This window comes from Anaeromicropila populeti (assembly GCF_900112775.1).
GTDB lineage: Bacteria > Bacillota > Clostridia > Lachnospirales > Lachnospiraceae > Anaeromicropila_A > Anaeromicropila_A populeti.
In genome coordinates this window covers 178,390-199,952 of sequence record NZ_FOYZ01000007.1, presented here as the reverse complement: position 1 = coordinate 199,952, position 21,563 = coordinate 178,390, and the positions used below count along the sequence as shown (strand labels likewise).

General features: G+C 36.5%; 16 protein-coding genes and 1 pseudogene. 15 read left to right on the top strand and 2 right to left on the bottom strand.

What is annotated here, in order from left to right:
* The first annotated feature begins 55 nt into the window (after positions 1-55).
* Positions 56-2,107: pseudogene (locus BM305_RS10585) on the top strand (thioredoxin domain-containing protein).
* 23 nt (positions 2,108-2,130) lie between these two features.
* On the opposite strand, the gene BM305_RS10580 reads toward BM305_RS10585, so the two are convergent.
* Complete coding sequence (locus BM305_RS10580; RefSeq protein WP_092560676.1) at positions 2,131-3,003, bottom strand: AraC family transcriptional regulator; 873 nt, start codon at positions 3,001-3,003, stop codon at positions 2,131-2,133.
* A gap of 172 nt (positions 3,004-3,175) precedes the next feature.
* Here BM305_RS10580 and BM305_RS10575 point away from each other — a divergent pair, with 172 nt between their 5' ends.
* From BM305_RS10575 to mmsB, 14 genes are all read left to right on the top strand, one after another.
* The gene (locus BM305_RS10575) at positions 3,176-4,045 is read left to right on the top strand and encodes a zinc dependent phospholipase C family protein (RefSeq protein WP_092560675.1); all 870 of its coding nucleotides are present in this window, start codon (positions 3,176-3,178) and stop codon (positions 4,043-4,045) included.
* 152 nt (positions 4,046-4,197) lie between these two features.
* Positions 4,198-5,991, top strand: coding sequence for an L-fucose isomerase (locus tag BM305_RS10570; RefSeq protein ID WP_092560674.1), 1,794 nt, complete (start codon positions 4,198-4,200; stop codon positions 5,989-5,991).
* 16 nt (positions 5,992-6,007) lie between these two features.
* On the top strand, positions 6,008-7,486 hold the full coding sequence (locus BM305_RS10565; RefSeq protein ID WP_092560673.1) for a rhamnulokinase: 1,479 nt from the start codon (positions 6,008-6,010) through the stop codon (positions 7,484-7,486).
* A gap of 24 nt (positions 7,487-7,510) precedes the next feature.
* Positions 7,511-8,200 (top strand): class II aldolase/adducin family protein, encoded by a 690-nt coding sequence (locus BM305_RS10560; protein WP_092560672.1) that lies wholly within the window; start codon positions 7,511-7,513, stop codon positions 8,198-8,200.
* 183 nt (positions 8,201-8,383) lie between these two features.
* On the top strand, positions 8,384-9,448 hold the full coding sequence (locus BM305_RS10555) for an SGNH/GDSL hydrolase family protein (protein ID WP_242940512.1): 1,065 nt from the start codon (positions 8,384-8,386) through the stop codon (positions 9,446-9,448).
* 61 nt (positions 9,449-9,509) lie between these two features.
* On the top strand, positions 9,510-10,175 hold the full coding sequence (locus tag BM305_RS10550; protein WP_143099158.1) for a Panacea domain-containing protein: 666 nt from the start codon (positions 9,510-9,512) through the stop codon (positions 10,173-10,175).
* A gap of 138 nt (positions 10,176-10,313) precedes the next feature.
* On the top strand, positions 10,314-11,666 hold the full coding sequence (locus BM305_RS10545) for a hypothetical protein (RefSeq protein WP_092560669.1): 1,353 nt from the start codon (positions 10,314-10,316) through the stop codon (positions 11,664-11,666).
* Complete coding sequence (locus tag BM305_RS10540) at positions 11,667-12,683, top strand: substrate-binding domain-containing protein (protein ID WP_092560668.1); 1,017 nt, start codon at positions 11,667-11,669, stop codon at positions 12,681-12,683. It begins immediately after the preceding gene.
* A 48-nt stretch (positions 12,684-12,731) separates the two neighbouring features.
* Complete coding sequence (locus BM305_RS10535; protein WP_092560667.1) at positions 12,732-14,195, top strand: sensor histidine kinase; 1,464 nt, start codon at positions 12,732-12,734, stop codon at positions 14,193-14,195.
* Between the two features lie 27 nt (positions 14,196-14,222).
* Positions 14,223-15,812, top strand: a complete 1,590-nt coding sequence (locus tag BM305_RS10530) for a helix-turn-helix domain-containing protein (protein WP_092560666.1) — start codon at positions 14,223-14,225, stop codon at positions 15,810-15,812.
* Positions 15,812-16,855: a substrate-binding domain-containing protein gene (locus tag BM305_RS10525; RefSeq protein WP_092560665.1), complete on the top strand. Its 1,044-nt coding sequence runs from the start codon at positions 15,812-15,814 to the stop codon at positions 16,853-16,855. Before BM305_RS10530 ends, BM305_RS10525 begins: the two co-directional genes overlap by 1 nt.
* 210 nt (positions 16,856-17,065) lie before the next feature.
* Entirely contained in the window at positions 17,066-18,151 is a 1,086-nt protein-coding gene (gene chvE, locus BM305_RS10520; protein ID WP_092560664.1) for a multiple monosaccharide ABC transporter substrate-binding protein, read from the top strand.
* A gap of 106 nt (positions 18,152-18,257) precedes the next feature.
* Positions 18,258-19,796, top strand: coding sequence for a multiple monosaccharide ABC transporter ATP-binding protein (gene mmsA, locus BM305_RS10515; RefSeq protein WP_092560663.1), 1,539 nt, complete (start codon positions 18,258-18,260; stop codon positions 19,794-19,796).
* Between the two features lie 2 nt (positions 19,797-19,798).
* Positions 19,799-20,953 (top strand): multiple monosaccharide ABC transporter permease, encoded by a 1,155-nt coding sequence (gene mmsB, locus BM305_RS10510; RefSeq protein ID WP_092560662.1) that lies wholly within the window; start codon positions 19,799-19,801, stop codon positions 20,951-20,953.
* Between the two features lie 74 nt (positions 20,954-21,027).
* Here mmsB and BM305_RS10505 read toward each other — a convergent pair whose 3' ends face one another.
* Complete coding sequence (locus BM305_RS10505) at positions 21,028-21,558, bottom strand: DUF4364 family protein (protein WP_092560661.1); 531 nt, start codon at positions 21,556-21,558, stop codon at positions 21,028-21,030.
* Between the last annotated feature and the right edge of the window lie 5 nt (positions 21,559-21,563).

Below are 21,563 nucleotides of genomic sequence, written 5' to 3'. Positions count from 1 at the left end.
TGTGGTTATTGTAGTTATAATAAATACAAATGCTACTTTGAAAGGAAGTGATGCTATGAACCGAACAAAAATAATGCCCAATAGATTAGCGGATGAAAAGTCTCCTTATTTGCTACAGCATGCCTATAATCCTGTAAACTGGTATCCGTGGAGTGAAGAGGCTTTTACAAAAGCGAAAAACGATAATAAACCGATTTTCTTATCTATTGGGTATAGCTGACGTTGGTTCTTTTTATGTACATGTCATTGGTGTCATGTTATGGAAAAGGAAAGCTTTGAGGATTTAGAGGTTGCAGAATTTTTAAATCAACATTTTATTTCTATAAAGGTTGATCGAGAAGAAAGACCAGATATTGATCATATTTATATGGAAGTGTGTCAAACTCTAACTGGAAGTGGGGGATGGCCTCTTTCGCTTTTTTTAACTCCAGACAAGGAGCCTTTTTTTGCTGGAACTTATATTCCTAAGAAAAGCAGAATGGGAATGGCAGGTTTTTTATCAATACTGGAAGGGGTCAGAAGTGCATGGGATAATAACCCCGAATATCTGATGGAATCTAGTAAAAAGATTTTGAATGTGCTACAACAGACACAGCTGCTTATAAAAAAAGAAATTGAGCAAAATATAGTAGATCAGGCTTTTAAGCAGTATAGAAATGATTTTGATTCTATTTTTGGAGGTTTTGGAAGTGCACCTAAATTTCCATCTCCACATAATCTATATTTTCTCACAAGATATTGGTATCACTCAAAAAACCAACAGGCATTGGATATGGTGGAAAAAACATTAGATGCTATGTATCAAGGTGGAATCTTTGATCATATTGGATTTGGTTTTAGCCGGTATTCCACAGATAGAAAATGGCTGGTACCTCATTTTGAAAAAATGTTATATGATAATGCATTACTTGCTATCGCGTATTTAGAACTCTATCAGATTAAGAAGGAAAATAGATATGCGGAGATTGCAAAGCAAATTTTTTGTTATGTATTAAGGGATATGACTTCAGAGGAAGGTGGTTTTTATTCTGCCGAGGATGCTGACTCAGAAGGTGAAGAAGGAAAATTTTACTTGTGGACAATGGATGAAATCATTGAGGTTTTGGGAAAAGAAGAAGGTATTAAATTCTGCGAGTATTTTGATATTACGGAAAAAGGGAATTTTGAAGGAAAAAATATCCCTAATTTAATGAAAACACCATTAAATATAATGGAATCAGAGTTTATTATAAAAAGCCGGGAAAAGCTGTTTCAAAAACGATTGGAAAGAGTGTTTCCTCACAAGGATGACAAAGTATTAACCGCATGGAATGGCTTGATGATTGCGGCACTGGCAATTGGCGGACGAGTTCTTGGAGATAAAAAATATACATCAGCAGCTGAAAAGGCAGTGGAATTTTTGGAAAACAGGCTATTTCGTGAGGATGGCAGGCTGCTGGCAAGATATCGTGATGGAGAAGCTGCATTTTTAGCATATGCAGATGACTACGCATTTTATATATGGGGGCTGATAGAACTTTATGAAACAACATTTAAGTCAAATTATCTGGAAAAAGCATTAAAGTTGAATGGAGACTTAATTTCACTTTTCTGGGATAATGAAAAGGGCGGTTTATTTATCTATGGAAGTGATGGAGAGAAGTTAATTATTAGACCAAAGGAAATTTATGATGGGGCTATACCATCAGGTAATTCTGTTGCGGCGTTAAATTTTTTGCGTCTGGCCAGGATAACAGGGCAGCAGGAGCTGGAGGGAAAGGCATACCAGTTGTTGAATGTATTTGGAAACAGGATCGAAAGCTATCCGAAGGGATATGCATTTTCACTTATGGCCATTTTGTATATGCAGTCTGAGGGAAAAGAAATTATAATTGCAGGACAGGAAGGCGAGAAAGAATTACAAAAAATGATAAGTAAGGTTCAGGTGAAATTCAGCCCATTTAGCAGTTGTGTTGTAGTGACGGGACAACAGGATGATATATGTGATTTAATTCCGTTTATTTCAAATTATAAATCAGTTGAGGGAAAACCAACAGCATATATTTGTGAAAAATATGTCTGCCGTGAGCCGATTACGGATAGCAGCCAGCTAGAAAAAATGTTGTAAAGAGGCAGAAAATTAAATAACTATCAGGGAAGCATATTCATAGAATGGGTAGCATATTTCTTTGGTGTGCTTCCTTTATAGCGTTTAAAGAGTTTAATAAAATAACTCAAATCATTGAATCCACAAATATAGGATACGGTAGTGATAGGAAGGTCAGAGGTGGCAATTAAATAAGCCGCTCGCTCTATGCGGTAGTAATTTAAATAGTCGATAGGAGTTTTATGTGTCATTGCTTTAAAAAAGCGGCAAAAATACTTTGGTGACATATTAGCTGCTTTTGACAGCGCTTCTAGTGTAAGTGTACTCGAGTAAGATTGTTCAATTAAGGTAAGTGCTTTTTTTAATGCATTAATCTGGTTTTGCTTTGTCATACCTGCATAAGTATTCTGATCATACAGTTTGTTTTGAAATAGAAATCCTATAAAACCATAAAGGCCTGATTTGGCAAGCAGCTGATACCCTGGTGGCTTCTGGCTTATGGAATGAAATATTATGTCTGCAAAGAAATGCAGATTCTTATTTGCAGCAGAGTTTTTAAAACAAGAGTGTAGTAAAGTCTGGTGTTCTGTAATCTGGTGAATAAATTGACTACAGATATCATTTTCTTTTACTAACATCTTCATATCGAATACAATACATTCATAGCAGCAGTTGTTGGGTACTCCGCCATGGAGAACGCCATCTTTTATCAAAAGAATATCGCCTTGTTCAGCAGTCATTTCTTTTTCATCTAAGGTAATCATAAAAGTACCCTCTAAAATACGAATAATTTCATATTCAATATGCCAGTGATAAGGCATAGTATACTGAGGATGTGTGCTGTCTACATAGTGATATTCAATAGGGAAATCAAAGGTACCTCGCTGCCGGCATTCGTTATAGTCTAAAAACTGCATAGCTGCCTCCTGATTATTATTTTGTTAATTATAACATAAAATATTTTGTATTCACAATAGAAATGTAAAATTTAATGGAGTTCTATGTAAAATTTTGCAAATATAATTGAAAATATAAAAGGATATTGTATAATATAAGGGTAACAAGGAAAGGACAAAGAAGGAGGAAGTTATGAGAAAGGTAAATGTATGTAAAATACTGAGTATGATTTTATGCTTAAGTTTATTGCTGGCCAATAGTATGATGGTGTCAGCAAAGGAAAAAGGTGAAACAACGGATGTAAAGGTGTTGCTGGAAAATGCAGTGGTTAAGGCTGCGGCAGAACAAGCATTTAGTCTAAGTTTAGATGAGGTGGACAGCCAGGAAATTGAACTTTTGTTTTGCAGTGATGGTCCTAATCATACCCACCAGTACATAGTGAATTCGGCAGTTTTAATTCTGGCAAAGGATCAAGGAACTTCAAAATTTAATGAAACACAATATCTTACGATTTTAAGGAATTATACAGACTGGCCTGATGTGATAGGAAATGAAACAGATTACCTTACCTTCGCAGGACATTTTTACGATCCAAGTACAGGAAAGAACTGGCTTGGACAAAAGTCACCAACTGCTAAAACGCGTGGAGTATCCTACTATAACAAAGCGGTTACCGCATATAGAAGTGGAAATATTTCGTTAGCTTTCCAGTATATTGGAATTGGAAGTCATTATGTATCTGATATAAATGAACCCCATCACGCATCCAATTTAACAGCAATAAACAGTAATCATACAGAATTTGAAGAATATGTAGATGCTAACAGAACCTCGTTTATCATACCAGGAAATACATTGCCTGCCTCTGCATATACAGAAGCTAAGGCAGTGGCAGTAGGAGATTTACTCCATGCAGGTGCTGTGTATTCTAAGTCACTTGCTAATCTGGCACAAAATAACAGTACATATTACGCAGCAGGCAATCTTTGCGTAAAACATGCTATTTTAAATGTAACGCAATATTTTTATAAGTTTGGTGTGGAAGTGGGGATTTATCAGTAAGTAAGTTATGTCAGCTTCACCAGAGTAATCTGGTGAAGCTATTTTTTTGCCATAAGGTGAATATCCTTATACTTTTTGTTATTATTGCACAAGAATTCACAAATAGTTAATAGTATAATTATAGTACAAATTATGTGTTGGAGGTATGGGAAATGGCTAAAAACAGATTAATAGGGGAATATCCTGTTATTGGAATCCGTCCTACAATTGACGGAAGAAGAGGTATGTTAAAGGTAAGAGAATCTTTAGAAGAACAAACCATGAATATGGCTAAGGCAGCAGCAGACTTATTTACAGAGAATTTGAAGTACTCCAATGGCGAGCCTGTCAAAGTAGTAATTGCAGATAGCACCATTGGGCGTGTTCCAGAGGCAGCAGCGTGTGCAGAGAAATTTAGAAAAGAGGGTGTAGATATTACCCTGACGGTAACTCCTTGCTGGTGCTATGGTTCAGAAACCATGGACATGGATCCTATGACAATTAAAGGAGTATGGGGGTTTAACGGTACAGAAAGACCAGGTGCGGTATACTTAGCAGCAGTGTTAGCTGGACATGCGCAGAAGGGGCTTCCTGCGTTTGGTATTTATGGACGTGACGTGCAGAATGCGGAGGAAACGGAAATACCAAAGGACGTGGAGGAGAAATTATTAAGATTTGGAAGAGCAGCAGTTGCAGCAGCAACAATGCGGGGAAAGTCCTATTTACAAATTGGATCTATTTGTATGGGTATAGCAGGTTCCATTATAGATTCTGAGTTTTTTGAAGAATATTTGGGGATGCGAGTAGAATCAGTAGATGAAGTAGAAATCATCCGCAGAATGACGGAAGAAATTTATGATCATGAGGAATATGAGAAAGCACTTGCCTGGACAAAAGAATATTGTAAGGAAGGGTTTGATAAAAATCCAGAACATGCACAAAAGTCCAAGGAGGAGAAGGAAAAGGACTGGGAGTTTCTTGTTAAAATGATGTGTATTATTAAGGACTTGTATAATGGGAATTCCAAGCTTCCAGCTGGTTGTGAAGAAGAAATGCTGGGACATAATGCAATAGCAGGTGGCTTTCAGGGGCAAAGACAATGGACAGACTTTTATCCAAATTGTGACTTTCCAGAAGCTATGATGAATTCTTCTTTTGACTGGAATGGTGCAAGAGAGCCTTATATACTGGCGACAGAAAATGATACACTAAATGGTGTTGGGATGCTGTTTATGAAGCTTTTATCGAATACAGCTCAAATTTTTGCAGATGTCCGTACCTATTGGAGTCCAGAGGCTGTAAAAAAAGCAACTGGATATGAATTGGAGGGTGTTGCGAAGGAGTCAAACGGAATTATTCATTTAATTAATTCAGGTGCTGCCTGTATTGATGCCTGTGGAGAGGTAAAGGATGAAAAAGGAAACGGAGTAATTAAGCCTTTCTGGGAAATGACAGAGGAAAATCAAAGGGCATGTTTAGAAGCAACTACATGGAATGCAGCAGACAGCGGCTATTTTCGTGGGGGAGGTTTTTCTTCTAGATTTTTAACAAGAAGTGAAATGCCTGTTACCATGGTACGTTTAAATATTGTAAAGGGATTAGGACCAGTGATGCAGTTGGTAGAAGGATATACGGTGAATCTGCCAGATGAGATATCTGATATTTTGTGGAAAAGAACAGACTATACATGGCCTTGTACCTGGTTTGCACCAAGATTAACGGGAAAAGGTGCGTTTACCTCTGCATATGATGTAATGAATAACTGGGGGGCAAATCATGGTGCCATCAGCTATGGTCATATTGGTGCAGATTTAATTACCCTTTGCTCTATTTTAAGGATACCTGTCTGCATGCACAATATTCCAGAGGAAAAAATATTCCGCCCAGCGGCATGGAATGCATTTGGTATGGATAAAGAAGGTCAGGATTACAGAGCCTGTCAGACTTATGGTCCATTGTATAAATAGCAGACGGGTGGTGCGCATGAAGAAAAAAAAGCAAGTGTTGGCATTTGATTTAGGCGGTTCTAGTGGAAGAGCAATGATTGGAAGCTTTGATGGGAAGAAAATCAGTTTAGAAGAAATCCATCGTTTTTCCAATGATCCTGTGGAGGTAAATGGAACTTTATATTGGGATGTACTGAGATTGTTTTATGAGCTTCAGCAGGGAATTTTAAAAGCAAAAAACAGTTATAACTTTGATAGCATTGCTGTGGATACATGGGGTGTAGATTTTGGGATTTTAGATCAATCAGGAAAGCTGATAGAAAATCCTGTTCATTATAGAGATAGCCGTACAAAGGGTATGTTAAAAAGGGCATTGGAAAGAATGACACGGGAAGAATTGTATGGAATTACTGGTAATCAGTTTATGGAAATTAATACGGCTTTTCAGTTATTGTCTTATGTTGAAGAGAGAGCAGATGTGTTACAGCGTGCAGATAAAATTCTTCTTATGCCGGATTTGCTTAATTATATGCTGACTGGAATTCAAAAAACAGAATACTCCATTGCAACAACAACCCAATTGCTGGATGCCAAAAGAGGAGTCTGGTCTGAAAAAATCATAGATTGCTTTCAGATTCCAAAGCATATTTTTACAGACATTATACCAACTGGTTCGGTTGTGGGTGAACTTTCGGAACGTGTTAGTGAAATGTTGGGAGTGAAAAGGGTGCCAGTAATTGCGGTAGCAGGGCATGATACCCAATGTGCAATGGCGGCGGTACCAGCAGAAGAAAAGGATTTTATTTTTATAAGCTGTGGAACATGGTCGCTTTTTGGAACAGAGCTGGACCAACCTGTTTTGACAAAGACAGCAGAGCAGTGTGAGTTATCAAATGAAGGCGGCTATGGGAGAAAAGCTTCTTTCTTAAAAAATATTATAGGTCTTTGGCTGGTACAGGAGAGTAAGCGGCAATGGGAGCGGGAAGGAAAGATGTTTACATTTTCCCAGCTGGAGCAGATGGCTGAAAAATCTACCCCATTTAAGTGTTTTATTGATCCAGATGCACCAGAATTTGTGCCAGCAGGCAATATACCAGAACGGATTCGGCAGTACTGTATTCGGACAAACCAGGAAGTGCCTGAAACGGAAGGTGAGATTGTCCGGTGTATTAATGAAAGTATTGCTTTTAAATATCGCATTGCACTGGAACAAATTGAACAGTGTACCAACAAGAAGTATGAGAAAATATACATGATGGGTGGAGGGACCAACAGCAGACTGTTATGTCAGTTGACGGCAAATGCCTGTGGCTGCCCAGTTCATGCAGGCCCAGCAGAAGCAACAGCACTTGGAAATGTTGGATTGCAGCTGCTTACTCTAATGGAAATCAGAAGTTTGGAAGAACTGAGAAAAGTAATTAGGGATTCTTCCAAAGTGATACGATATGAAAATATACAAATGGATGAGGCTGACCAGGCCTATAAAAGGTATGTACAGGTAATACAAGCTATGTAACTAAAATTTAGGAGGATTTAATACATGAAGTATTTAGAAGTCAGAGAGCAGATGTGTGATGTATGTCATAAAATGTGGCAGCTAGGATGGGTGGCAGCGAATGATGGAAATGTGTCTGTAAGATTGGAGGATGGTACTTTTCTTGCTACTCCCACAGGTATCAGTAAGAGTTTTATTACGCCTGAAAAGCTGGTTCAGATTGATAATGAGGGAAATGTAATAGATGGTTTGGAAGGTTATAAGCCCTCTTCTGAAATAAAAATGCATCTGCGCTGTTATAAAGAACGGGAGGATGTAGGGGCAGTAGTGCATGCGCATCCTCCAACGGCAACGGGTTACGCGGTTGCACATGTGGATTTGGATCGGTATACTATGATTGAAACGGTAATCGCTATTGGCTCTGTACCTGTTACACCATATGGCACCCCATCAACCTATGAAGTACCAGAGGCAATTGCACCATATTTGCAGGAACATGATGTGCTGCTGTTAGCCAACCACGGGGCTTTATCAGTAGGTGCAGATATTATTACAGCTTATTATAGAATGGAAACGCTGGAGCTATATGCAAAAATCAGTTTAACGGCGCATCTTCTGGGTGGAGAAAAAGAAATCTCAAAGGATAATGTAGATCGACTGATTGATATGAGAAAAAATTATGGTGTGACAGGAAAGCATCCAGGATTTAAAAGGTATCGAAAAGAAGAGAACTAAAAAATTAGTAGGATTTGCCTGTAAAGTATAAAACCAGTAGGATAAAATGCTTTTGGGCAAATCTTTTTTCTACAAAAAAAAGAAGGTATATTACATGGCTTTTCCCGTATTGTTCAAGGTATAATAGTGGTGGGAGAATATAATTTTATGCCAATAATAGAGCAGATACGAGGAGGATATGAAATGAAACGTAGTTTTCAGGTAAATGAGAGTAATGTAAGAATATTGGGAAGAACAAAGATAATGGATCAGGTAACTTATATGAATTATTCCTGTTCAGGAATTGAATTTGAATTTACAGGTACAAGTGTCAGCGCAGTCTTTATTACCGATCGGGAAAAATGGGATGAAGGATTTAAGGCCTGGGTAGCAGTTTTTGTGGATGACAATGTGACACCAGAGAAAAGATTTCCACTTGAAAAAGCGGAGAATACCTATACATTGTATGAAACTGATACAGAGCGTACAATTAAAATAAGAATAGTAAAAATGTCGGAAGTGGCATTTGCGAAAGCTGGTATTAAGGAAATTATTGTGGAGGGAACTGGTGAGATTACTCCGACAAAGGGAAAGGAAAGGCGGATAGAGTTTATTGGAGATTCTATAACCTGCGGATATGGAATGGAAGGGATATGGAATAAGGATGTTTTTCATACAGCTCAGGAAAATGCATGGGAAGCATATGCAGCAAAGACAGCACGTTACTTTAATGCTGATTTTAATCTTGTTTCATGGAGTGGAATCGGTATCATATCTTCGTGGACAGATTTGGATGAACCAAATACAAGTGAATGGCTGATGCCTGATTTATACAGGTATACTGATGGTGGAATGGAAAGACAGCTGGGGAAAACTGATTATGAGGAATGGGATCATACAAGGTTTGAACCACAGTTAATCGTGATTAATCTGGGCACCAATGATGCAAGTTATACGAAAGGAATAGAGGACAGAGTGAAACAATTTGAACTTGGCTATTATGAATTATTGCAGCAGGTGAGAAGTAAAAATTTAGAGGCGGAGATTATCTGTGCATTGGGGGCTATGGGACAGGATTTATGTCCAGCAGTTGAAAATGCGGTAAACCGTTTTAGAAAAGAAACACAGGATGAGAAAGTTCATACCCTTGTTTTTGATGTCCAGGAGGAAAGGGATGGTATAGGTGCTGACTGGCATCCTAGTTGGATAACGCAGGATAAAATGTCGAAAAAGCTGATTGAAAAAGTCAAGGAAGTAATGGGGTGGTAACGGAGATAAGACAATACATCGTTACGAAAACGGTTCATTGCAGGATAAAGCCCATAACAGCATGTTGATATTTTTAAGAGAGCCTGTGAATATGCGTGCGTATTTGAATGATAATGAGGTAGGAATAAATCATGTTCAAAAAGAAAAATTATTGCAACGACTAGACGAATTAGAAGGTGTAAAGGAAAGAAGAATTGAAAAAAGGTTTTTAGATGTATTTTTTCAAAAGAAACCTTGCATTGACAATGGATTTAAAAGTTTCGATTATGAAAAGTTTTATGCAGCTGTATTGTTTTTTGCAAACAAATGTGAGGGGTTATTGAAAGTTAAGTTATTGAAGTTGCTAAATTATTCAGATATGATTTTTTACAAAGAAAATGGTGTTTCTATTACAGGAACTCGATATATTCATCTTCCATTTGGTCCAGTTCCAGAATATTATGATGTCTTATTTGGAATGATGGAGGCACAAAATATAATTAGCATAAATATTAATTTTGTAAATGGTTATGAAAAGCATTATGTGACACCAGTTACTCATGATTTTATCAGTATACTGTCTCATGAGGAAATGGATGTTATGACACGTGTTTATGATAGATTTGTTAATTTTGGTTCTGCGGAGATATCCAATTATTCACATGAAGAGGTGGGGTATAAAGAAACTGCGCAGGGAGAAATTATTTCATATGATTATGCAAAAGATATCATGTTAGAAAGGGTGTAAGCCGAAAGGTTTACACCCTTTCCTGTTATATTTCAGCTAAAGCAGATTGTCAGTTTGCATAGACTATGAAATAGAGTTGCATTGATTTAGACAATGTGAGAAAATAGAAGGAAGAACGGAGAAAAGGGAGAGACTGATATGAAAAAATTACTAGTTTATATATTTTTGGCATGCACCTGTTCGGGGATGCTGATTTCTTGTGGGAATGCAAAAGACAAAAGTGTGATAGAAACAGAGAATGTGACAGAGGAAACTGTGACAAAGGAGATAGAGGATGCAGCAGAGCAGACATTAACACCAGAACCAGAGCAGAAATCAGAAGAAGTTCCAACAGAAGAGAAATTGCTGCAAGAAATTTATTCTCAAAATAAGGAATATGAAGATTATACTGTTGAAATTTTTACAGATGATTTTGATGGGGATTCAAACAACGAATATTTTTATGTATTTACAGAGAAAGGAACATCTAAGGAAGATTATTTAAATTATTATGCAGAAATCTGGTTTGGAAGCAGTAATGGTGTAGTAAGAGCTTTAGAATGGTCTTATATTGATCCCAATAAGACAGGAGCACTACTATTAGGCAGCCATAAATATTTTCGCTATGATTTGACTTATGCAACAGAGAACCAGTCTGTTTTATTAGGGGTGGAGGATAAAACTTGTAAAACAGTATGGACGGCAGGAGGCGAGATTGGGAAAGTCAGTGGGACAGATTTTCAAGTGCTTTGTTCCTCTTATGATATGCTTTGCCTAAAAGGTGATGATTTTTATACCGGGCACAGCATAAAAAATTACTATTTTTATGTGGATCAGGAGGGATTCCATGAATATAAGGCGGTGGAGATAGACAAACAAGAATTTTTTACTTTTGGAGAATCTATTAAAATATATAATGAGCTTAAGGAACAATATAACAGCTCAGAGGGAAAAGCAGATTTTCAATTTTTAAAGAGGGAAAATGGCCTGATTCATATCAATGTTACAGTAGAAGCATTAGAGGATATTAGTAATTATTATGTAACCTATCAGCTGAGTGAAGAAAATAGCCTGCTTTATCAGGAAGAAGGGCAGGGGAAATATGGAGTCACCAGGGATTCTGTAGTGTTGGAAACGGAATATGAGGATACAGAGGAAGAGGCAGAATTAAAGACATGGACAGTGGTAGGAGATTTTGCAGAGATTAATCGAGAAAATCTACAAGGGACATGGTATAATCCAGAGATGGATGAGGAACTTATTATTACAGAAGAGGGATGCAGGGTGGTTATACCATATTTAGATTTCTATGGGGAAGAGGTTTATGAGTATGATGTCGTTAATAGAAGTGACAGGGGGCTATGCCCAGCACTATATATATATTTTAATGGTAAAAATGCAGGACCACTGGCGTACTACATTTTTGGAGTAAATGAAAACTATTTCTGGTGTAACGGACAGCAAGCTCTTTTTTCCAAACAACAATCAGAAATGAAAATAGAGGAAGATTAGATGCTTAGTAAAAAAAAGAATCAGGTTATTCTGTTAGCAGCCGTCAGTAGTATCTTAGCGGGGATAGTAATTATAATAATTGGAATGACTTTCTATAACTATAAGATTTCAGAGATTGGAATTGAAGAGAATGGCAGCTATAAAGAATATCAGTACCATTATGCACTGATTTCTGAAAAAGCAGATGCATTATTTTGGGAAGCCATATATAACGGTGCATTAGAAGCAGGAAAAGCTCAGAATATTTATGTGGAAAAAATGGGAAGTAATTTATCTGCTGACTACTTGCTGTATGATTTAATGAAAATAGCCATCGCTGCACAGGTAGATGGTATTATAATAGAACCAAATGAAGATGAAAGAATTGTAGAATTGATTAATGAGGCAGATAAGGCGGGAATTCCCGTTATAACAGTAATAATGGATGCACCCCAGAGCAGCCGCAAAAGTTTCATTGGAATTAATAGTTACAATCAGGGGCAAATGTATGGAAAGCAGGTCTTAGAACTAATTGAGGAAGGGAAGCATAAGATAACTGTCTTGGTAAGTTCAGATAATTCAAATACAAATCAGTCCGTTATTTACTCCAGTATTATTGAGGCAGTAAGGGAAAAGAATGTGGAGGTATCTTCTAAAATTATAAATACACAAAGTACTTTTAGTTCTGAGGAGGATATCAGGAAAATATTAATGGATGCAGAAAATGCTCCAGATGTCCTGGTTTGTCTAACAGCATCAGATACATTAAGTGCGTATCAGGCAATTGTCGATTACAATAGAGTTGGAGAAATTGAAATTATTGGTTACTATAATTCTGAAATTATTATCAATGCAATTGAAAAAAATATTATACATGCTACGATGACCTTTGATGCAAGGCAAATGGGGGCATATTGTGTGGAAGCGTTGGTGGAATATAATAAAACAAAGCATGTCAGTGTTTATTATTCTGTTGACGTCAGCATTATTGATTCAGATAATGTAAAGAACTATTTAGAAAGTGATACAGGTGAATAAGTGAAGCGTAGAGAAAAAAAAAGAACTACGATAAGAAGGAGACTGGTAATGGTATTTACCATTTCTTCTTGCATTGTATTTTTGGCAAACATGTATATGTATTACAACATTAATAGATCTATGGGGGTAATTGACCAGGTATATAATAGTAATGTAAGTCTAAATGAGTTGTTAACTTCGCTGAATGATGTACAAAACTATGTATATGAGTACCTGAATACAAAAAGCTCAGATTCTCTTGAAAATTATTACCTGGGTCAGCAGAATTATCGTGTTCTCATTGAATCACTAAATCATAAAATTATGGATAATGATATGATTATGATGCAGAAAAATATTAAAAGTATGTCAGAAACATATTTGAAAATTACAGAGGAAGCTGTGAAGGCAAAGCGTGGACGGAATATAGAAAGATACATGGTTAATTATGAAAAAGCTACAGAAGTGTTTCAATATATTAATACGTATATTAATAGTCTAAATAATGAGCAGTTTCAATATAATTCGGGGAATTATAAGCAGCTGCTGATGTCATTAAGAGTATTGGAAATAATTAGCATTGCAGTGCTGCTGCTTATTACAACCTTTAATGTGGGATTAATTATTATTGTTACCCGAAGTATAACAGAACCACTGACTAAGCTGACACGGGCAGCTCATGAGGTGGCGAAAGGAAATTTTGAAGTAGATTTAGTGCAGTCCGATTCCTCTGACGAAATTGAGATTGTAACAAAAGCATTTAATAATATGATAGTGAGTATCCATCAGTATATTATAAAGATTAAGGAGAGCATGGAGCTGGAAAGTAAAATGCATGAAAAGCAGCTGATTATGACAAATCATTTAAAGGACGCACAGCTTAAATATTTGCAGGCTCAGATAAATCCACATTTTCTTTTTAATACGTTAAATGCAGGAGCACAGCTGGCAATGATGGAGGGGGCAGATAAAACCTGTAGTTATATTGAGAACATGGCGGATTTTTTCCGGTTCAATATGAAAAGTATTCAGCAGGATTCAACCATAGGTGATGAAATAAAATTAGTAGACAGCTATATTTATATTCTAAATGTACGTTTTTCTGGGAAAATTCATTTTTACAAGGAAATTGATGAAACCCTGCTGGATGTGCGTGTTCCCAGTATGATTATACAGCCAATAGTAGAAAATGCTGTAAATCATGGGATACGGGAAATTGATTATGAAGGTGAAATCCGGATGCAGGTGTTTTGCAGGGAGAATATGATTCATATAGCAGTTTTGGATAACGGTATGGGAATGGAGCAGGAAACAATAGAGAAGATTATGCATGTAAAACTAAATGAAATGCCTTCCTTGAATGAACGTAATATAACAAAGGATTCCAACGGGATTGGACTTGGGAATGTAATAAACAGGCTGCGGCTGTATTATGAAAGGGAGGAGATATTACAAATAGAAAGTGAAGGGATGAACAAGGGGACAAAAGTGACTATTTTGGTTCCCCAAACAGCAAAAAACAAGATAGGATAAAACAGTATTTTAGCAGGTGGAGAAGATATGTATAAGATAATGTTAGCGGATGACGAGGGAATTGTAATCGATTCCCTTCGGTTTATTATTAATAAAAATTTTCCAGGAATGTGTGAAATTGAGCATGCTGACACAGGAAGAAAAGTAATTGAATTGGCAGAAAACTTCAAGCCAGATATTGCCTTTATGGACATACAGATGCCAGGAATCAATGGGATTGAGGCCATGAAAGAAATCAGAAAAACAAACAGTGGAGTTGTCTTTATAGTAATGACTGCCTTTGATAAATTTAATTATGCAAAAGAAGCAATTAATCTGGGAGTACTGGAGTATTTAACAAAGCCAGTTAATCATACCGTTATTGTAAAGACTCTTGAGAAGGCAATGAAGCTGATTGAGGACGAACGAAAAAAGCGGAGTAATGACTTAATGATTCGTGAGAAACTAGAAATTGTAGTGCCAATTTTGGAAAGTGATTTTATATATGCTATAATTGCAGGAGAAGATTTAAAGAAAACAAATTTTCCGCATTTACTGGGAATTGGACAAGAGTATGGCATGATATTAGTAATAGAATTTGGTGACTCTTTGGAAGAGGGAGTCCTTACGAATCCTGTTGGTGTAAGTGTTAAGGCACAATCCTTTTATCCTGTGATAAAGGATAGTCTAAAGGAAGAATTTACTTGTATTGTAGGACCACTTATGGTTAATAAAATTGTCACATTTCTTCCCCATGCAGCCCCTCAGTTGGAATACGACCAAAGAATTCATTTAATTGAAAAAGCTCGAAAACTGATAAGAGAATTAAGGAAGAAAATCGATTTACAATTTAAGATAGGAATAGGTTCCGTTACCTTGCTAGATCAAGTAATAGAATCTTATAAAGAAGCTTTAAAGGCAGTACATGACAGCAAAGGACGTGTAGTTCATATTTGTGATCTACAAAATGGGTGTGAATATGAGAAGGATTACCCAATAGATACCGAGAGACGGTTATTTCATCTGATTGAAAAGGGAGATTTAGATGGAACCAGAACAGAGGCAGATCGTTTTTTTGACTGGATGATTAATAACTATCCTGACTGTGAAATGGATATTAAGTTAAAGGTATTAGAATTTGTTTTGTTTGCAGAGCAGAAAGCATTTTTATGCGGAGGAATGATATACTACTTCCGATATCGAAAGGATTATCTGGATACGGTAACAAAGACAGCTAATTATGAACTGCTGCGTAAGTGGTATATTGAAAAGATTACAGAGGCCTGCCAAATGATCGGTTCAAAGGGGAAGGAGCAAAACAGTGGTATTATATTAAAAGCGAAGGAGTACATGGAAGAAAACTACAAAAAGGATATTTCACTGGATGAAGTGTCTAGAATCGTAGATATCAGCCCGTATTATTTCAGCAAATTGTTTAAGGAAGAAACAGGAGAGAATTTTATTGAGTACCTGACTAATATCAGGATTGAAGTAGCAAAGAAGCTGCTGCGTAATTCTGATTTAAGTATAAAAAATATCTGTATGGATACAGGGTATAGCGATCCCAATTATTTTAGCCGAATTTTTAAAAAGCAAGTAGGGGTGACACCTACAGAATATAGGGAAAGGGGATTATAATGGTGAAAAAAATTGCAGCAATCCTCATTCTTTTTACAGCAGTCATTGCTTTGGGGGGATGCAGTAAAGAGAAAGAAGATAGTAAGGAGCAGAATGTCGAAGAAAGTAAAATTCAGATTGGACTATCCTTTGATTCCTTTGTAATTGAGAGATGGCAGAGGGACAGGGACGTTTTTGTATCCACAGCAAACGAGCTTGGTGCGGAGGTGAATGTCCAAATTGCTAACGGGGATGTAGAAAAGCAGATTTCACAAATTAAGTATTTGATCGATAAAAAAGTAGATGTCATTGTAATTATTCCTGTGGACGCAAAAGCCTGTACAGATGTGTTAAAGAAGGCAAGGAGTGAAGGAATTAAAATTGTAGCATATGATCGTCTGGTATGTGATGCCAGAGCTGATTTATATATTTCATTTGATAATAAAGAGGTAGGCAGACTAATGGGCAAGGCTTTATCAGACAGCCTTCCCGATGGGGGAAATATTATTACTGTTTTTGGTCCTAAGACAGATTATAATGTAACACTTTTGGAAGAGGGATTTTATGAATATATAGAGGATAAGAATTTGAAGGTGGTTTATAGTGCTTATGCAGATGACTGGCAGGCAGAGGAAGCTTATGCAGCAGTTAATGAAGCGTTAATAGAAAATCCAGATATAAACGGAATACTATGTGGGAATGACGACTTGGCTAGTCAGGCGGTACGGGCACTTTCAGAAAATCGTCTGGCTGGAAAGGTAGTTGTAACAGGGCAAGATGCAGACTTGGCAGCATGTCAGAGAATTGTAGAGGAAACACAGGAAATGACAGTGTATAAACCAGTTGATAAGTTAGCAAAAAGTGCAGCAGAGTATGTGGTGAAATTAGCAAATAATGAAGCAGTTGAGGCAGAAGAGGTTATTAACGATGGAACATATGATGTGCCATATGTTAAGCTGGAGCCTATTGCAGTAACAAAAGAGAATATGAATTCGGTAATTATTGAAGGTGGTTTTCAGCAAAAGGAGGATGTATATCTTAACGTTCCTGAGCTGATGAATTAAAATGATGCTAATGATAGGATATTGTTGTCCTATCATTAGCATTTTTTTGTTGTAGTGTTTTTTATTGCGCACAATTTTGTGAAGGATATAAAAATAATGCAGTACATAGCAAGTTAGTCCTATTTCCATTCTGCTATAATCTAGTTGTAACAAAGAAAGTATTCATAGTAGCAAGATTATTAAGATTGAAATGTATGGGAGGATTCATTTATGAAGAAAAAAATACTTAGTCTTTTAGTATGTATGGTAGTAGTTACAAGCTTGTTAACTGGCTGTGGAAAAGGAACGTCATCATCCTCTTCTAAAGATGGAGCAAAGAAAATTGGTGTGGCAATGCCGACAAAAGATTTGCAGCGTTGGAATCAAGACGGTGCTAACATGAAAGCTTCTTTAGAAGAAGCAGGATACAATGTTGATTTACAATATGCAAATAACGATATTGCAACTCAGGTTTCACAGATTGAGAATATGATTACAGGTGGATGTGATGTATTGGTAGTGGCTTCTATTGATGGCGGATCATTAGGTACTGTATTAGCAAATGCAAAGAGCCAGAATATTCCTGTAATTGCTTATGACAGATTAATTATGGATTCAGACGCAGTTTCATACTATGCAACTTTTGACAATTACATGGTTGGAACAATTCAGGGTCAATATATTGTAGAACAGCTAGATTTAGATAATCAGGCAGGACCATTTAACATTGAATTATTTACTGGTTCACCAGATGATAACAATGCCCGTTTCTTCTTTGGCGGTGCAATGGATGTTTTAAATCCATATATTGAAAGTGGTAAATTAAATGTTGTTTCAGGCCAGAAGAAGTTTGAAGAGGTTGCTACATTAAACTGGTCAACAGAAGAAGCGCAAAAGAGAATGGAAAATCTTATTACTGCTTATTATGCTAATGGTACGAAATTAGATGTTGTTCTTTCCTCTAATGACTCTTGTGCAATCGGAATTACTAATGCACTAGTAAATGCAGGATATACAAGCGAGAACTTTCCAGTTTTAACTGGACAGGATTGTGATATCACATCAGTAAAAAATATTCTTGCAGGAACGCAATCTATGTCAATCTTTAAAGATACACGTACATTAGCAGCTAAAGTTGTAGAAATGGTAGGAGCGATTGTTAAGGGCGAAGAGGTTCCAGTAAATGATAAAGAAACATATGACAATGGAACAGGAATTATTCCTACATTTCTTTGTGAACCAGTGTTTGCAGATGCTTCAAATTATAAAGAATTATTAATTGATTCCGGATACTACACAGAAGATCAATTAAAATAGTTAACTATAAAAAGCGGGTGTTGCAGAAAAATAAAACTGCACCACCCGTATCGTCACAAAGAAATTCTCCAAGTATGTTTCTTGGGGGGATCGAGGAGGGATTTTCTTGGCTGAAATATTGTTAGAAATGAAAAACATAACCAAATGCTTCCCCGGAGTGAAGGCCTTAGACAACGTAAACTTAAAGGTCGAAGAGGGAGAAATCCATGCATTAGTTGGTGAAAACGGAGCTGGTAAATCAACACTAATGAATGTATTAAGCGGGGTATATCCATATGGCAGTTACGAAGGACAGATTCTGTATCGTGGTGAAGAATGTAAATTTAACGTAATTAAGGATAGTGAAGAAAAAGGAATTGTAATTATCCACCAGGAGTTAGCATTAATACCATATATGACAATTGGAGAGAATATTTTTCTTGGAAATGAACGTGGAAAGACATTTAAAATTGATTGGGAAACTACTTACTCAAGGGCAAATGAGCTGCTACAGACGGTTGGGCTGAATGAGTCATCGAAAACATTAATTAAAGATATTGGAGTAGGAAAACAGCAATTAGTAGAAATTGCAAAGGCACTTGCTAAAAATGTAAAACTTCTTATTCTAGATGAGCCCACAGCTTCACTAAATGAAGCTGACTCACAGAAGCTTCTGGAATTACTGTTGGAATTTAAAAGAAAAGGTGTTACGTCGATTATTATTTCACACAAATTAAATGAAATTTCGTATGTGGCAGATAAGATTACCGTTATACGAGATGGTTCTACCATTGAAACGTTGGATAAAAGCAGGGACAGCTTTAGTGAGGAACGCATTATTCAGGGGATGGTTGGAAGAACAATGACGGACCGTTTTCCAAAGAGAACGGACATTAAACCGGGCGATATCAGCTTGGAAGTGAAAAACTGGAATGTTTACCATCCGCTAGATACCAGCCGCAAAGTGGTAGACAATGTATCCATACAAATTCGAAGAGGTGAAGTGGTAGGGATTGCTGGATTAATGGGTGCAGGGCGCACAGAGTTAGCACTTAGTATTTTTGGAAAAAGTTACGGAACCAATATTTCTGGAACGTTATTATTAAATGGAAAAGAGGTTAATTTGAACAGCTCCCGGCAGGCTATAGACAATAAACTGGCTTACGTGACAGAAGACCGGAAGGGAGATGGATTGATTTTATCTAATCCAATTCGTATCAATACTACTCTGGCAAAAATGGATAAGGTGAGTACTCACGGAATTATTGATAAAAATCTTGAAGTAGGTGCATCAAATCTGTTTATTGATAAATTAAGAACCAAATGTACTTCCCTAGAACAGCCAGTGGGCAATCTTAGTGGTGGAAACCAGCAGAAAGTTCTGTTAAGCAAATGGATGTTTGCAGATCCAGATGTATTAATTCTAGATGAACCAACCCGCGGAATTGATGTAGGTGCTAAATATGAGATTTATTGCATTATTAATCAGTTGGCGGCAGAAGGAAAAACCATATTAATGATTTCGTCTGAGTTACCAGAACTATTAGGTATGTCTGATCGGATTTACGTTATGAATGAAGGCAGGATAGTAGGAGAGGTAATGAAAGAGGAAGCAACACAGGAGCTTATTATGGGACAAATATTAAATTCTAGTAAAGGGGTATAGGTATGGATAGAGCAAAAGAATTAATGAAAAAAAATACAATGATTATTGCACTTATTGTAGTAACCTTGTTTTTTGCAATACAAACAGGTGGAACCTTACTTGTTCCACAAAATGTAACTAATTTAATATCGCAAAATGGATATGTTGTTGTGTTAGCGGTTGGTATGCTTATGTGTATCCTGACAGGAGGTAACATCGATTTATCCGTAGGATCAGTGGTTGCACTGATTGGTGCACTGGCAGGTACTTTAATTGTAAACAAAGGCATGAATATGTGGGCGGCAATCATTATTTGTCTGGCAGTTGGGATCTTGATTGGAGCAGTACAGGGCTTTTGGATTGCTTACTTACGTATTCCGGCATTCATCGTAACATTAGCAGGTATGCTGCTATGGCGTGGTGTGGCTTTAATGATTTTGGGAGGACTTACTGTATCTCCATTTCCTAATAGCTATCTAAATCTGTTTAACAGTTTTATTCCAGACATTTTTGGTGGTTCAGTCAATGTGTTAAGCATTGTATTAGGTATTGTAGTAAGTGTTATTTATATTGCCATTCAATTAATTTCAAGAGCTAAAAATATAAAAAAGGGATATGCAACAGAGTCAGGAATTGCAGCACTTACCAAAATAATTATTATCACCATTGTGATAATGGCATTAGCTTTTTCCTTATCAAATCATAAAGGAATTCCTACTATTTTAATTTTACTGTCCATTATTGTGGTGATATATGGATATTTTACTACAAAGACAGTTCCAGGACGTTATTTATATGCAATGGGTGGAAATGAAAAAGCATCAAAATTAAGTGGTATTAATACAAATAAGGTATTATTTCTAGCATATGTAAACATGGCGTTTTTAAGTGCAGTTGCAGCATTGATTTGCGTTGCCCGCTTTAATTCTGCGGCTCCAACGGCAGGAACAAACTATGAAATGGATGCTATCGGAGCCTGTTATATTGGCGGAGCATCGGCATATGGTGGCGTTGGTAGTGTTGGCGGAGTTGTTATTGGAGCAATTTTCATGGGTGTTATTAATAACGGTATGTCTATCATGGGAATTGATAATAACCTTCAAAAAGTAATTAAAGGTGTTGTTTTACTGGCAGCAGTAACCTTTGATGTTCTTTCAAAAAAGAAAAGCAGAGCCTGATTTAAAATAATAGAACAGAATATATAAAAAGCTTTCCACAGAAAATAGGAATCTGGGAAAGCTTTTTTGATCGGTCATTGATTTTCATCTAACAATAATGTTTTTATTAAAAAAGCATATATTTCCTGGCTTTTCTTTTTCCAGTTGTCACAAATTTTAGAAGCTTCCTCCTCTGTTGAAACATTTAAGCTGATCTCAACAATTTTGCTACCTTGTTCTCTTACAAAACAACGGGTTAAAAATTCATTTTTTTTATCTTCATAATAGTCAGCAAGAATAGAGACCTCTTGCCGTAGATGATATTTATTCTCCTTTAAATAAGAATTAATGTCAGATTTAATTCCTTCTGCAATATCAGCTTCAAAAAAATGAAGTGTTTCCCGGCCAGCATCTGTAATTTTAAAATAAGAGCTATTGCGGATTGTTTCAGAAATAATTAACTCAGCATCTTTAATTTCAGAAATTGCCTGCTGCAAAGTAAAATAATTTGTGTATTCCCTATCCAAAATAAAATTCGTTATCTGAGCATTGGTAAGTGGAAAATCCACTTTATTTAAAATATAAAGAATAATTAATTTATATAGTGTCAGTGAATCAGATTGCAAATCGT